The sequence below is a fragment of the Sphingobium sp. LF-16 genome, from assembly GCF_003711185.1.
Taxonomy (GTDB): Bacteria; Pseudomonadota; Alphaproteobacteria; order Sphingomonadales; family Sphingomonadaceae; genus Sphingobium; species Sphingobium yanoikuyae_A.
The window spans coordinates 3,468,080-3,481,647 of sequence record NZ_CP029335.1 but is presented as its reverse complement, the minus strand read 5'-3'; the positions used below and the strand labels follow the sequence as shown (position 1 = coordinate 3,481,647).

The following is a 13,568-nucleotide window of genomic DNA, read 5'->3' as shown; positions in this document are numbered from 1 at the left end:
TTCTTCAGGCGGCCTGCGCCGCGATCTCGGCCAAGGCCTCCAGCACCGCATCAGCATGTTCATGCCGACAGATGAGGAGGTCGGGCATGTAGGTGTCTTCTTGGTTGTAGATGAGCGGCGATCCGTCGATTCGGGATGCGTGGAGGCCGTGAGCGAGTGCGACGGCGGCGGGCGCGCAGCTGTCCCATTCATATTGGCCGCCGGCATGGAGATAGATGTCGGCCTGGCCCAGGATGACCGCCATGGCCTTGGCGCCGGCGCTGCCCATGGGCACCAGTTCGGCGCCGAGCGCCTCTGCGACCGCGACCGCCTGGGGGGCGGGGCGGGTGCGGGAGACGACCATGCGCAGTTTCTCGGGCGCCGGCGGGATTGCGCGCGGCTGGTCGGTGCGCAGGACGATGCCCTGCTCATGGCCCGGCAGCGCGACCGCACCGATGGTCGGCACGCCGTCGATAGCAAGGCCGACATGGACAGCCCAGTCGGCACGCGCCTCGCCATATTCGCGGGTGCCGTCGACCGGATCGACGATCCACACGCGGCTGCGGGTAAGCCGAGCGCCGTCGCAGGCCATCTCCTCGGAGAGCAACCCATCCTCGGCCCGCTGTTCCCGCAGCGCATGGACGAGGAACTGGTTGGCGGTCTGGTCGCCGGCCTTGCCGAGCGCCTTGGCGCTGAACAGGCCCGAGGCGCGGACCTCCAGCAACAGGCGGCCGGCGGTGTCGGCGAGATGGGCGGCGAGGTCCGCGTCTGTCATGCTGCCCTCTCTCATTTGAGCGGCATGATCTTGCGGATGATATGCTCGGCGGCCTCTTCCGGCGTCATCTCGACGGTGTTGACCCGTATCTCGGGGCTGGTGGGCGCCTCATAGGGACTGTCGATGCCGGTGAAGTTCTTGAGGCTGCCCGAGCGCGCCTTCTTGTAGAGACCCTTGACGTCGCGCGCCTCGGCGACCTCCAGCGGGGTATCGACGAAGATCTCGATGAACTCGCCGTCCGGCAGCATCTCGCGCACCATCTCGCGCTCGGCGCGGAAGGGGGAGATGAAGGCGGTCAGCACGATCAGGCCCGCATCCGCCATCAGCTTGGCAACCTCGCCGACGCGGCGGATATTCTCGATCCGGTCGGCCTCGGTAAAGCCCAGATCCTTGTTGAGGCCATGGCGGATATTGTCGCCATCGAGCAGGAAGGTGTGGCGGTTCATCAGCGCGAGCCGCTTTTCCACCTCATTGGCGATGGTCGACTTGCCCGAGCCCGAGAGACCGGTGAACCAGAGGATGCGGGGAAGCTGGTTCTTGAGCGCGGCATGGGCCTCGCGGCCGATGTCGGTCGCCTGCCAATGGACATTCTGGGCGCGGCGCAGCGAGAAGTGGAGCATGCCCGCCGCCACGGTGCGGTTGCTGATCTTGTCGATCAGAATGAAGCCGCCGAGCGTCCGGTTATCGGCATAGGGCTCGAACGTGATCGGCTTGTCGGTCGCCAGTTCGGCAACGCCAATGGCATTCAAGTCCAGCGTCTTGGCGGCCAGATGCTCCATCGTGTTGACGTTGACGACATATTTGGGCGCCTGGACGGTGGCCGACACGCTCTGCGTGCCGATCTTGAGCCAATAGGGCCGGCCCGGCAGCATCGCCTCGTCATCCATCCACACGATGGTCGCCTCGAACTGGCTGGAGACCTCCGGCGGATTGTCGGCGACGGCGATGACGTCGCCGCGCGAACAGTCGATCTCGTCGGCGAAGCAGAGCGTCACTGACTGGCCGGCAATCGCTTCGTCGAGGTCGCCATCAAGGGTAACGATGCGCGAGATGGTGCTGGTCTTGCCCGAGGGCAGCACCCGCACGGCGTCGCCCGGCTTGACCGATCCGCTGGCGATCAGGCCGGCAAAGCCGCGAAAATCGAGATTGGGGCGATTGACCCACTGGACCGGCATGCGGAACGGCTTGGCCGCCGCAGTGGTGGCATCGACCTCGACGCTTTCGAGATGCGCCATGAGCGTGGGCCCCTGATACCAGGGGGTGTTGTCGGACCGGGCGGTGATATTGTCGCCCTTGAAGCCGGAGATGGGGATCGGCGTGAAGGCGCTGATGCCGATGCTCTGCGCGAACGCGGCATAATCGGCGACGATCTTGTCGAACACGGCCTGGTCATAGCCGACCAGGTCCATCTTGTTGACGGCCAGCACGATGTTGCGGATGCCGATCAGGTGGGCGAGGTAGCTGTGGCGCCGCGTCTGGGTGAGGATGCCCTTGCGCGCGTCGATCAGGATGACGGCCAGGTCGGCGGTGGAGGCACCGGTGACCATGTTGCGGGTATATTGTTCATGGCCGGGCGTATCGGCGACGATGAACTTGCGCTTCTCGGTGGCGAAGAAGCGATAGGCGACGTCGATGGTGATGCCCTGTTCGCGCTCGGCGGCGAGGCCATCGACCAGCAGGGCGAAGTCGATCTCGCCGCCTTGCGTGCCGACGCGCTTGCTATCCGCCTGCAGCGCTTCGAGCTGATCCTCGAAGATCATCTTCGAATCATAGAGCAGCCGCCCGATCAGGGTGGACTTGCCATCATCGACGCTGCCGCAGGTGATGAAGCGCAGCATGGTCTTGTGCTGGTGGACGTCGAGATAGGCGTCGATGTCCTGCGCGATCAGCGCATCGGTCTGGTAGACGGGGTCCTGTGTGATCACGTCGGACATCAGAAATACCCCTCCTGCTTCTTCTTCTCCATGCCGGCGCCGCCGGCATCCTTGTCGATGGCACGGCCCTGGCGCTCGGATGTGGTGGTGAGCAGCATCTCCTGGATCACCTCCGACAGGGTGCTGGCCTCGCTCTCGACCGCGCCGGTGAGGGGATAGCAGCCCAGGGTGCGGAAGCGGATCGATCGCTCGACCGGCACTTCGCCCGGTTCAAGCGGGAAGCGGTCATCATCGACCATCAGCAGCATGCCGTCGCGCTCGACGGTGGGGCGCGGCGCGGCGAAATAGAGCGGCACGATCTCGATGCCCTCGAGCTGGATATATTGCCAGATGTCGAGCTCGGTCCAGTTGCTGATCGGGAAGACGCGGATGCTCTCGCCCTTGGCCTTCTTCGCGTTGTAGAGGTTCCACAGTTCGGGCCGCTGGTTCTTGGGGTCCCAGCCGTGCGACGCGGTGCGGAAGGAGAAGATGCGCTCCTTGGCGCGGCTCTTCTCCTCGTCGCGGCGCGCGCCGCCGAATGCCGCGTCGAAGCCGAACTTGTCGAGCGCCTGCTTCAACCCTTCCGTCTTCCACATGTCGGTATGGAGCGCGCCATGGTCGAACGGGTTGATGCCGCGCGCTTGGGCCTCGGGATTATGATGGACCAGCAGTTCCATCCCTGCGTCACGCGCGGCCTTGTCGCGCAGGTCGTACATCGCGCGGAACTTCCAGGTGGTATCGACATGGAGCAGCGGGAAGGGCGGCGGCGAGGGATAGAAGGCCTTCTTGGCCAGATGCAGCATCACCGCCGAATCCTTGCCCACCGAGTACAGCATCACAGGCCGATCCGCCTCCGACACTACCTCCCGCAATATATGTATACTCTCCGCCTCAAGGCGTTCGAGGTGCGTAAGACTGCGTGCCATGATTATGCTTCCTGAAATGGGGGTCAGGCGGCCGGGAGCCGCTTTTCGGCGTCGGCGATTTCCGCCTTCAGCCACATGGTTTCGGACAGGTTGGTGCCGCCGCTGCGGGCGAGCAATTGTTCGAGCGCCGCCTTCTTGACGGTCAGCGCTGCCTCATGGTCGGGCGCGACGCCCAGCGCGATGTCAAGCAGGTGCAGCGCCTCGAGCGGGCGCCCCGCCGCGGCATGGACATGGGCGCGGGCGGCGAGCGCCCCGGCGCCGCCGGCCAGTTCCACAAGGTCGGGATAGACGGTCGGGCGCGGCACGCCATAAAGGGCAGTGGTGCCATCCTCATAATGGAACCAGCCGGCATTTTCCTCCCAGATGGCGCGCACCACCCAACTGGTCTTGCCATGGAATTCGCCGATGCGGATCTCCTCGGGCAGGACGATCTCGCGCATCAGATCCTGGACATGCCGGCCGGCATTCATGCCGGCGATCGTCTCGCGCTCGATATAGGTGACGGCGGCATGCATCCGGTCGAGATCGGCGCGGATCGTGTCTGCGCCACGGATCGGATCGCCATGGCCGGTGATGACCAGTTCGGGCGCCAGCGACCGGACATGCTCCAGCGACTGGAGATAGGCGCGCACCAGCCGGGGGCGGTCGCCGCGCATCGTCACCAGATTGGGCATGGAGCGCCACACCGGGCCGAACAGATTGCCGGTGAAAATGATCTTTTCCTCGGGCATCCAGACGAACACCGAGCAGAGCGTCTCGCCGCCCGGCGTCTTCACCACCTCGAACTTGCGGCCGCCCTGTTCAAAGGCATGGACGGTCTCGACCATGCGGTCGGGGACGATGCGCGGCGGCTTGGGCGGTGGGCCGTCGCGCCGGGTCATCGACGCCCAGAGCTTGCCCGATCGGATGCCGAGGAACGGGCCGAGCCGGTCGAAATAGTCTTCGGTGTCAACGAAATTGACACCCGTGATCACCTCCGTACCCGGCTCCTGCTGGTCGGGCAGGGCGCCATAATGGTCGGGATGGGCCTGGGTGACGATGATGCGCTTCAGCGCGCCGGTGCGGTGGGGCGCGAACAGCCCCTTGTTGCGCGCGCCATTGCCGAGGAAGCCGGTATTGACCAGCAGGTCGCCATCGCCCGTCGTCACCAGATAGGCGTTGGAAATATCCTTCACCATGAAGATGCTGTCGGTAATGGCTTCGGCGTCGGTCTGGCCCTGTCCGGCCATGACGAGGGCACCCAAAGGTGTCTGCGGCTTCTCTGCAGTGGATTGCGTGCTCATGCGTCGGCTCCCTCGAACTCGATCATGACCTTGGCGGATTGCGGGCGGGCGGCGATTTCCAGCCCCTCCATCACCTGCGCGAAGGGCAGCTTGTGGCTGATCAGCGCCGCGATCTTGTCCTTGAGGCGCGGCATGGCGGCGATCACGTCGGGCATTTCGGTCGGATAGCCGACCGCCGTGGTGATCGTCATTTCCGTCGTCAGCATCGGGCCGGCGGGCAGCTCGATCGGCTTCATATAGGCGGCGGTGATGACATGGCGGGCATGGGTCTTGGCCATGGCGATCACGTCGGACAGGATGGAGGGCGCGCCGGCCGCATCGATATAGGCGTCGGTCTGCGCCTTTTCGCGGCCGAACACGGTGGTGGTGCCATGGATCGCCTTGATCCGGGCGATCACATCTTCCTTGGCCGGATTGATCGTGTGGGCGCCGAGCGCGCGGGCGCGTTCCAGCCGTTCCTCGGCCAGGTCGAGCGCGATCACATCCTGGCATCCCCGGTCGATCGCCCACAGCACCATGCCAAGGCCGATCGGGCCGCAACCGAAGATGACGACCTTGTCGCCGGCCTTGGCCTGCGCCCGGTTGACGCCGTGCATCGCCACCGACAGCGGTTCGCACATGGCGGCGACATCATAGGATATGCCGTCCGGGATCGGCAGCAGGCTGTCGCCCAGCCGCGCGTCGCGGACCAGCAATTCCTCGGTAAAGGCGCCCTCCGGTCCGCCGCTGCCGATGAAGCTGGGCGTCATCATCGGGTTGATGATGACGCTCTGGCCGACGCTGACGCCCGTGACCTCGTCACCCACAATCATGATCTCGCCCGCGCCCTCATGGCCGAGCGCGGTCAGCTTGCCGGGGCCGGGAATGCCGCCATTCTTGATATAGCTGAGGTCGCTGCCGCAAATGCCGCAGGCCTTCATCTTCACGACGACGTCTTTCGGGCCGGGCTCGGGCCGCTGATAGGCGTCGAGCCGGACGTCGTTCACATCATGGATGTTGAGCAGGTGCATCGGGGCGCTCCTTCGATCGGCTCAGAAGGCGTAGGGCGGGTAGACGAGGCTGCCGCCGTCGATGACGATCGTGTCGCCGCTATGATAGCGCGACGCGTCGGAGGCGAGATAGGCGCCGATGCCTTCGAAATCTTCGATCGTGCCGGGGCGATGGATCGGCGTCTTGGCCGAGAAATGCGCGTCGACGGCGGCCATGCGGGCCTTCATCTCCTCGCTCATTTCGCCATCGCCGCCGATGCCGGTCTTGATATAGCCGGGCGCAATGCTGTTGGCGCGGATCTCATATTTGCCCAGCTCGGCCGCCATGCCGCGCACGGCTGCGCCCATGCCGCCCTTCGATGCGGCATAATTGTTGATACCGGCAATGCCATGGAACATCGACAGGCTGCCGCAATAAACCAGGCTGCCGCCCGGTTCGCCGGCCTCGGCGCGGGCGACCATCGCCTTGGCCCCTTCGCGCAGGGTGAAGAAGGCGCCGTGCAGGTTGACCGCCAGCAGATCATGCCATTCCGCCGCATCCAGCGTCAGCACCGAGCGCGAGCGCGAGGCGCGACCCGAATTGGCGAAAACGCAGTCGATGCGGCCGAAATCGGCGAGCAATTTGGCATAGCCGTCGACGATCGCCTCTTCCGACGCGACATCGACCTGATAGGTTTCGACCCGGCCGGCGCCCGCCGCGCGCAGGGCGGCAGCGGCGGCTTCGTTCTTGTCCGCATTGCGCGCCCAGATGGCGATGTCGCCGCCCATCTTGGCGACGCCCATGGCGAAGCCCAGGCCAATGCCGCCATTGCCGCCGGTGACCAGCGTGACCTTGCCCGTGCAGTCGAAAAGACCCTTAGCCATTCATCTCTCTCCATAGGGTGCCGCATCGTTGGCGGCTTGCCTGATGGCCCAAGGATGGGGGCGACTCCGGCGCCGACGCAATTGACCAGACTGTCGAGAATGAGCCATAGTGCAGCGATAGGGCCAAACATGGCCAGAGAGCGGGGGAGCGATGGCGGAATCCTATGCCAGGTCGGTTTTCGAGGCCGAGATTGCAGTGCCGCAGGCGCAGGCGCGGATCATGCGGCTCGACCTGGCGGGGCCGACCGACCGCATTTTCCGGCGCGAGCGCCATTATTGGCTCGACATGTGCCTGACCCCCCGGCCTGAGCGGGTGCGCGGCTGCTATGCCGAGCATTGGGGGCCGCATCGCTATGAGCGGCTGGGCGAGATTTTCCTGGTGCCGCCGGGGCAAGCCTTGCGGTTGCGGACCGAAGGGCAGGGCAGCCAGTCTTCGGTCGTGTGCGAGATCAAGGCGGAGGCGATCGACCGCTGGCTCGACGGCCCGATCGAATGGACCGACAGTCGGCTCGCGGCCTGTCTCGACATCGCCCATCCGCATATGCGCGCCTGCCTGTTCCGCCTGGCGGAGGAGGTGAACCGGCCGGGGCCGGGCAGCATCGTGCTGACCGAACTGATCGCCGGGCAACTGGCGATCGAGGTGGCGCGCTATTGCCAGGCGATCGCCGAGGGACCGGCGACCGGAGGGCTTGCCACCTGGCGGCTGCGGCGGATCGACGAGCGGCTGCAACTGGGCGGCGCGTCGCCCTCGCTGGAGGAGCTGGCGACTCTGTGCAACCTGTCGGTGCGGCAACTGACGCGCGGCTTCCGCGCCAGCCGGGGCTGTTCGATCGGCGACTATATCGTCCAGTGCCGGATCGATGTCGCCAAACGCTATCTGGGGTCGAGCGAGAGCATCAAGGAGATCGCCTTCGCGCTCGGATTCGCCTCGCCTTCCAGCTTCGCCTTCGCCTTTCGCCGCGCCACCGGGGCGACGCCGCGCCAGTTTCGCCAGCATCTGACATCGCGCCCGCGATAGGGGGTGGCTGCGCGCTTCTGATATGGCCCGATGTCGATAGTCCGTCCCGTTCACTTGATCGGGCAGCATTGGCGCGCCTCGCCCGGCTGCCCATGATGGCGGCAAAAGACATCAGGAGAGACATGCCATGGGCGCTGCTTTGGTTGCCGACGCGCTGATCGACCGTGCGATCAAGGCCACCGGCCTCGATCGCTTCGATTCCGACAGTTATCGTGAAGGGCTGGACATATTGCTGGCCGACGCGAACCAGGCCGGCCTGTCGGACAGCGGCCATGCGCGGATGGAGGCCAATGTCGTTGACCTCCTGTCCAATCGCCTCAGGACCACCGACTATCTGGCGCAGCGGCCCGAACTGCTGGAACGGCCGGTCGAACGGCCGGTCTTCGTCTTCGGCATTCCGCGCACCGGCACGACCCTGCTCAGCAATCTGCTGGCCTGCGATCCGGCCCGGCGCTCGCCGCTGACCTGGGAGATTGACGAACCGGTACCGCCAGCGACCAGCGCGACGCTCAAGAGCGACCCGCGTGCCATCGCCCGGCTTGAGCAGGAAAAGGCGATGCTCGCCGCCCGGCCGGAAATGGGCAAATATTATCGCAATTCGGCCGTCTATCCCAATGAATGCATCTTTTTCATGGCGCATGATTTCAAGGCGCTGGCGCTGGAATCGCGGGGGAAGCTGCCCAATTATCGCGACTGGCTGTTCTCGACCGACATGACGTCGGCTTACGCCTATCACAAACGCTTCCTGCAATTGCTGCAGGCCGATGCGCCGGGCGTGTGGAACCTCAAAATGCCGAGCCACAGCCTGTGGATCGAGACGATCCGCAAAATCTATCCCGACGCCCGCTTCATCTGGACCCATCGCGATCCCTACACCGCCATGGGCAGCTTCTGCTCGATCATCAGCCTGGGGCAGATGGCCTTTACCGGCCGGGTCGATCCCGAATGGCTGGCGGAAAATTGCACCTATCAGGCAAAGCTGCATGCCGACCGGATCATGGATGCGCGCGAGCGGCTGGGCGAGGACAGCATGGTCGACGTCCATTATGCCGACCTCACCAGCGATCCGATCGGCACGATGCGCCGGCTCTACGCGGCGCTGGGCGATGCCTTCACGCCGGAAGCAGAGGCGGCGATGCAAGCCTGGCTGGACGATAATCCGCAGGGCAAGTTCGGTCGCCACGACTATAAGCTCGCCCAATATGGCCTGTCGGTGGAGCAATTGGCGCCGCATTTCGAGCGCTATCTTTCGCGCTATGACGTCGCGCGGGAGGGCTGAGCCATGCTGACCGGCCATCATTTCCAGAACGCCTATGTCACCCGCAATGTCGACAAGGCCGTCGCCCAGTTCCGCGATCAGGCGGATGTCCGCTCCCTGTCGGAGATCGAGGTGCCGGTGCAGCTCTGGACGCCGCAGGGCGAGGGGCAGGGGGTGCAGAAGCTCGCCTTCGTCTGGGTCGACGACATGCAGTTCGAACTGATCCAGCCGATCTCGGGCGATGTGCTGGCGCTCTATCGCGATGCGCTGCCCGACGACGACCGGCTGGTGTTCCACCATATCTGCAACCGGGTCGATGACTGGGCGGCCTTCATGGCGCGGGTCGAGGACCAGCCCTATCCGGTTGTGCTCAAGGGCGGGACGCCGGGCATGCTGGAATTCGTCTATCTCGATACGCGGGAATGGCTCGGCCATTATGTCGAATATGTGTGGATGGGGCCGGACCGCTGGCGCGGCATGGGCGGCCTCTAGAGCGCGCAGCGCGCTCCAGGTCTTTGTTGTCGCATCGCTGTTGCGCAAAACCGGTTCCCACTTTTGCGCGCGATGCTTTGAAAGGGAGAGCGAATATGATCAGCATGGCCCGTTTCGGCACTCGCGACCTCGACGGCGCGAAGCGTTTCTATGACGGCATTGCCGGACTGCTGGGCGCGGTGCGCGCCTATGACCGGCCCGACCTGATCGCCTACAAGACCGCCGAGGGCGGCATGCTGCTGATCGGCATTCCGTTCGAGGGGGATGCAACGCCGGGCAATGGCAATCAGGTCGGCATCCAGGCGGACAGTCGGGCACAGGTCGATGCGGTCCATGCCCGCGCGCTCGAACTGGGCGGCAAGTGCGAGGGCAAGCCCGGCATTCGCGGTGATGATCCCAACGGCTTCTACGGTGCCTATTTCCGTGATCTGGACGGCAACAAGATGACGATCTTCCGCTTCGGTCCGCCCGACGCCTGATTCACAGCAGGCTGCCGCCGTCGACCGGATAGACCTGGCCGGTGATGAAGCCGGCCTGGTCCGACGCCAGATAGACGGCGAGTGAGGCGACTTCCTCGGCAAAGGCGACGGGCCGGCCCAGTACCGTCTGGCGCGACCGCTTCTCCATGTCCTTTGGGCTGGTGCTGGCAAAGGCCCGGCCAAAGAAGTTGCGATCGGGGTGGAATCGGCTGCCGCTGGAGAAGGCGGCGGGATCGCGCGACACGGTGCCATAGGGGGCGACGCAATTGACGCGGATGCCGTGCGGCCCGACTTCCTTCGCCAGCACTTTGGTAAAGCCGTGGACTGCCGCCTTGGCCGCCGAATAAACCGGCAGCATATAGTCGCCGACGATGCCCGCGGTGGAGCCGATGTTGACGATCGCGCCCGCCTTGCGCGCGATCATGCCCGGCAACACCGCATGGGTCATGCGCAGCAGCGTGCCGAGGTTGAGGTCGATGTCGCCAGCCCAGCTTGCCGGATCGGAATCGACGAAGAATCCCGCGCCGATATTGCCGCCGACATTGTTGACCAGGGTCGCGACCTCGCCCAGCGCGGAGGCCGCCGCCAGGATCTGCCCCGGCGCGGCCGGATCGCTGAGGTCGGCCGCCACGAAACAGGCGTCCTGCGCGCCGGCGGCGACGGCCTGCTCCACCAGCCGGGCGCCAGCCGCCTGGTCGCGCCCCACCGCGACCAGCTTCACCCCTTCGGCCGCCAGCCCCAGGCTGATGGCGCGGCCGATATTGGCGGTCGCGCCGGTCACGATCGCGACCCTGCCCGTCATTTGCATGTCCATTGCGCTCTCCCCTCTCATGCGCCATCGGCTGGCGATCATGCAGGGGGAATGGGCAGGCGCAAATCGCCTGGGGGATCAGTGACGATCTGGTGGAATCGCGATGGCGATATGTCGCCATCTGCAAGGCGGCCGGGCTTCTCGGGCCACCAATATCAGGCATAACGAGAATCAACCAAAGCAAAAAAGATCACTGCATCAATGGTGACTCAATAGTCAACATGATGTTTATTTGGGGAGGCTTCACTTATGAATCGCATGTCGGCCTATTATTTGATCGGCGCGAGTGTCGCGGCACTCACCATCGCGACGCCGGCTCTTGCCCAGGCGCCCGAGGAACAGGCTGCAACCAGCAACACCGGTTTCGATGCCCAGATCATCATCGTCGAGGCGCGTCGTCGCGGCGAAGACATTCAGGACGTGCCCGCGGTGGTCAACGCGGTCACCGAACAGGCGATCGGCAACCTCAACATCCGCACCTTCAACGAAGTCCAGGCGCTGGCGCCGGGCCTTGAACTGACCAACAATGCCAATGGCATCGGCGGCAATGCGCGCCTGCGCGGCGTGAATTTCGACGCCAATGCCAGCGGCAACAGCGGCACCATCCAATTCTACTTCAACGACGCGCCGCTCTCGCCGGGCGCCGTGCTGCAGCAGATGTACGACATCGGCCAGATCGAAGTGCAGCGCGGGCCGCAGGGCACGCTGCGCGGCCGCGCTTCGCCGTCGGGTTCGATCACCATCACCACGCGCAAGCCCGACCTCAACCAGTTCGGCGGTTTCATCGACTGGACCGGCAACGATATCGGCACGCTCAACTTCAAGGGCGGGCTCAACCTGCCGATCATCGAAGGGATTGCCGGCATCCGCGTGTCGGGCGTCTGGAACGAGGATGATGCCGATCGCGTTCGCCCGATCAGCGGCGGACCGAGCCCCTGGTCGCGCACCAAGAGCACGCGTATCGTCGGTACGATCGAGCCGACCGACTGGCTGAAGCTGGAGGGCACCTATCAATATATGGACCGCGATGCGCGGACCTATGACCAGGCGATTTCCTTCAGCGAGGCCAATCCCGACGCCACGCCCAGCCCGGTGCTGATCACGGCCAAGGATCGCCTGTCGATCCAGGAACAGCCGCGCATCATCAACCAGCGCTTCGACATCTTCAACTGGCGGTCGGAACTGGCCTTTGCCGGCCAGCGCCTGATCTATCAGGGCATGTATACCAAGCAGAAATTCCATTCGACCGACAATGTCGACGATGGCAATTTCTTCATCGGCCGCGACGTCAACCAGATCACCGACACGGTGGCCAAGGAAACCTCGCATGAAATCCGGTTGCAGAATGAAGAGCGTGTCTTCGACATGTTCGACTATGTCATCGGCTTCTTCGACGACCGGCTCAACCCGCCGACGCACCTGACCTCGCCGACCATCGTGCGCCTGCCTGCCGCGCTTGGCGGCGGCATCGCCTCGGTGGTGCAGACCGAGATCGACCGCACCGGCAAGTCGCACGAACAGTCCTTCTTCGGCAACCTGACCGCCCATTTCGGCGAGGCAACCGAATTGTCGGGCGGCCTGCGCCAGATCAAGTACAAGTCGAACAACTATCTGGCGGTCAACGGCAACACCATCGCCGCGGACTCGCAGGATACCGACAAGCTGATCTACAGCGCGTCGATCAAGCATAATTTCACGCCGGACTTCCTGGTCTATGCCGCCACCGGCAGCTCCTTCCGTCCGGGCATCAACGTGGTCGGCGACTTCAACATCGCGCCGTCGGCGCTGGAGCGGTCCTTCCTCGACCTGCCGCCCGAAACCTCCAAATCCTATGAGCTGGGCTTCAAGAGCACGCTGATGGGCGGGCGGATGCGCTTCAACGTCACCGCCTATCACCAGAAGTACAAGAATTTCCCCTATCGCGTGCCCAACAACGGCGTTTATTATGTGAACACCGTCGCCGTCCGCAATGCAGCCGGCCAGGTGACCGGCACCGCGCAGCAGGTCGGCTCGTTCAACTTCGTGGGCGCCGTCCCGGTCGAGGTGAACGGCGTGGAAAGCGAACTGGGCTTCGACATCACCCGCAGCTGGAACGTCAATCTGACCGGCAGCTATTCGCTCGGCAAGATCAAGAACGGCACCATCCCGTGCAACGACCTGAACGGTGACGGCATCCCCGATCCGGTCGGCAATGCGCCGAGCCTGGCGGAGCTGCAGGCGGCCGTGGGTGCCGATAATCTGTCGGCTTGCGCCGTGAGCCAGCGCGCGGCCTTCCTGCCGCCGATCACCGCCACGTTGCAGAGCGAGTTCCACACGACCATTTCGGGCAAGACCGACGGCTTCATCCGTGGCCTCGTCAATTATAACGGCAAGTCGAAGGGCGATCCGGGCAATAATTATGACGATGTCAGCGCCTATGCGCTGGTCAATCTCTATGCCGGTATCCGCGATCCCGATGGCGGCTGGGAAATCTCGCTGTTCGCCAAAAATCTGTTCGACACGACCAAGGTGCTGACGCGGACCACCCCGCTCTTCACCGGCTATCAGCAGATCACCGGCTTCACCGCGACCGGCGCGACCACGGCGGCGGCGACCTATACCAGCACCTATACCGGTGCCACGGTCACCCCGCCGCGCGAATTTGGCGTCAATCTGCGCTTCGCCTTCGGTTCGCGCTGATCCATCCGCGCCAAGGGCCAGACGATCGGCCGGGCAGCCCCAGGGGGTTGCCCGGCCGATCGGCGTTTGGGGCCATGGCCTTCGCGGGAGCGATGAGGGCGC

General features: G+C 64.7%; 12 protein-coding genes. 5 read left to right on the top strand and 7 right to left on the bottom strand.

Translation table 11 applies throughout. The annotated features are described in order from the left end of the window. Positions 1 to 4: 4 nt before the first annotated feature. The 6 genes from DIZ22_RS16345 to DIZ22_RS16320 are packed head-to-tail and all read right to left on the bottom strand — an operon-like array spanning position 5 to position 6,729. Complete coding sequence (locus DIZ22_RS16345; protein WP_199909689.1) at positions 5 to 754, bottom strand: 3'(2'),5'-bisphosphate nucleotidase CysQ; 750 nt, start codon at positions 752 to 754, stop codon at positions 5 to 7. An 11-nt stretch (positions 755 to 765) separates the two neighbouring features. Next, positions 766 to 2,688: a sulfate adenylyltransferase subunit CysN gene (gene cysN / locus DIZ22_RS16340; RefSeq protein WP_048939672.1), complete on the bottom strand. Its 1,923-nt coding sequence runs from the start codon at positions 2,686 to 2,688 to the stop codon at positions 766 to 768. Next, positions 2,688 to 3,593, bottom strand: a complete 906-nt coding sequence (cysD, locus tag DIZ22_RS16335) for a sulfate adenylyltransferase subunit CysD (protein ID WP_107917538.1) — start codon at positions 3,591 to 3,593, stop codon at positions 2,688 to 2,690. The genes cysN and cysD overlap by 1 nt, the downstream gene beginning before the upstream one ends. Before the next feature lie 23 nt (positions 3,594 to 3,616). Next, positions 3,617 to 4,876: an alkyl sulfatase dimerization domain-containing protein gene (locus tag DIZ22_RS16330; protein WP_048939248.1), complete on the bottom strand. Its 1,260-nt coding sequence runs from the start codon at positions 4,874 to 4,876 to the stop codon at positions 3,617 to 3,619. Next, positions 4,873 to 5,886, bottom strand: a complete 1,014-nt coding sequence (locus tag DIZ22_RS16325) for a zinc-binding dehydrogenase (RefSeq protein ID WP_048939247.1) — start codon at positions 5,884 to 5,886, stop codon at positions 4,873 to 4,875. The genes DIZ22_RS16330 and DIZ22_RS16325 overlap by 4 nt, the downstream gene beginning before the upstream one ends. A 21-nt stretch (positions 5,887 to 5,907) precedes the next feature. After that, positions 5,908 to 6,729, bottom strand: a complete 822-nt coding sequence (locus DIZ22_RS16320; protein WP_048939246.1) for an SDR family oxidoreductase — start codon at positions 6,727 to 6,729, stop codon at positions 5,908 to 5,910. Positions 6,730 to 6,880: 151 nt separating this feature from the next. Here DIZ22_RS16320 and DIZ22_RS16315 point away from each other — a divergent pair, with 151 nt between their 5' ends. The 4 genes from DIZ22_RS16315 to DIZ22_RS16300 all read left to right on the top strand — a co-directional run bounded on the left by DIZ22_RS16315 (position 6,881) and on the right by DIZ22_RS16300 (position 9,976). Next, entirely contained in the window at positions 6,881 to 7,747 is an 867-nt protein-coding gene (locus DIZ22_RS16315) for an AraC family transcriptional regulator (protein WP_048939245.1), read from the top strand. Between the two features lie 127 nt (positions 7,748 to 7,874). After that, on the top strand, positions 7,875 to 9,026 hold the full coding sequence (locus tag DIZ22_RS16310; protein ID WP_048939244.1) for a sulfotransferase: 1,152 nt from the start codon (positions 7,875 to 7,877) through the stop codon (positions 9,024 to 9,026). A 3-nt stretch (positions 9,027 to 9,029) separates the two neighbouring features. Continuing rightward, positions 9,030 to 9,497: a VOC family protein gene (locus DIZ22_RS16305; protein ID WP_048939243.1), complete on the top strand. Its 468-nt coding sequence runs from the start codon at positions 9,030 to 9,032 to the stop codon at positions 9,495 to 9,497. Positions 9,498 to 9,592: 95 nt separating this feature from the next. Further along, positions 9,593 to 9,976, top strand: a complete 384-nt coding sequence (locus tag DIZ22_RS16300; RefSeq protein WP_037518825.1) for a VOC family protein — start codon at positions 9,593 to 9,595, stop codon at positions 9,974 to 9,976. Position 9,977: 1 nt separating this feature from the next. Here DIZ22_RS16300 and DIZ22_RS16295 read toward each other — a convergent pair whose 3' ends face one another. Continuing rightward, positions 9,978 to 10,778, bottom strand: coding sequence for an SDR family NAD(P)-dependent oxidoreductase (locus DIZ22_RS16295; protein ID WP_234415705.1), 801 nt, complete (start codon positions 10,776 to 10,778; stop codon positions 9,978 to 9,980). A 258-nt stretch (positions 10,779 to 11,036) separates the two neighbouring features. Here DIZ22_RS16295 and DIZ22_RS16290 point away from each other — a divergent pair, with 258 nt between their 5' ends. Next, positions 11,037 to 13,466 (top strand): TonB-dependent receptor, encoded by a 2,430-nt coding sequence (locus DIZ22_RS16290; RefSeq protein ID WP_048939241.1) that lies wholly within the window; start codon positions 11,037 to 11,039, stop codon positions 13,464 to 13,466. Positions 13,467 to 13,568 lie beyond the last annotated feature (102 nt).

Coding starts and splice junctions, on each gene's coding strand:
- DIZ22_RS16345 (WP_199909689.1), bottom strand. CDS start 754: ATGACAGACGCGGACCTCGCCGCCCATCTCGCCGACACCGCCGGCCGC.
- cysN (WP_048939672.1), bottom strand. CDS start 2,688: ATGTCCGACGTGATCACACAGGACCCCGTCTACCAGACCGATGCGCTG.
- cysD (WP_107917538.1), bottom strand. CDS start 3,593: ATGGCACGCAGTCTTACGCACCTCGAACGCCTTGAGGCGGAGAGTATA.
- DIZ22_RS16330 (WP_048939248.1), bottom strand. CDS start 4,876: ATGAGCACGCAATCCACTGCAGAGAAGCCGCAGACACCTTTGGGTGCC.
- DIZ22_RS16325 (WP_048939247.1), bottom strand. CDS start 5,886: ATGCACCTGCTCAACATCCATGATGTGAACGACGTCCGGCTCGACGCC.
- DIZ22_RS16320 (WP_048939246.1), bottom strand. CDS start 6,729: ATGGCTAAGGGTCTTTTCGACTGCACGGGCAAGGTCACGCTGGTCACC.
- DIZ22_RS16315 (WP_048939245.1), top strand. CDS start 6,881: ATGGCGGAATCCTATGCCAGGTCGGTTTTCGAGGCCGAGATTGCAGTG.
- DIZ22_RS16310 (WP_048939244.1), top strand. CDS start 7,875: ATGGGCGCTGCTTTGGTTGCCGACGCGCTGATCGACCGTGCGATCAAG.
- DIZ22_RS16305 (WP_048939243.1), top strand. CDS start 9,030: ATGCTGACCGGCCATCATTTCCAGAACGCCTATGTCACCCGCAATGTC.
- DIZ22_RS16300 (WP_037518825.1), top strand. CDS start 9,593: ATGATCAGCATGGCCCGTTTCGGCACTCGCGACCTCGACGGCGCGAAG.
- DIZ22_RS16295 (WP_234415705.1), bottom strand. CDS start 10,778: ATGACGGGCAGGGTCGCGATCGTGACCGGCGCGACCGCCAATATCGGC.
- DIZ22_RS16290 (WP_048939241.1), top strand. CDS start 11,037: ATGAATCGCATGTCGGCCTATTATTTGATCGGCGCGAGTGTCGCGGCA.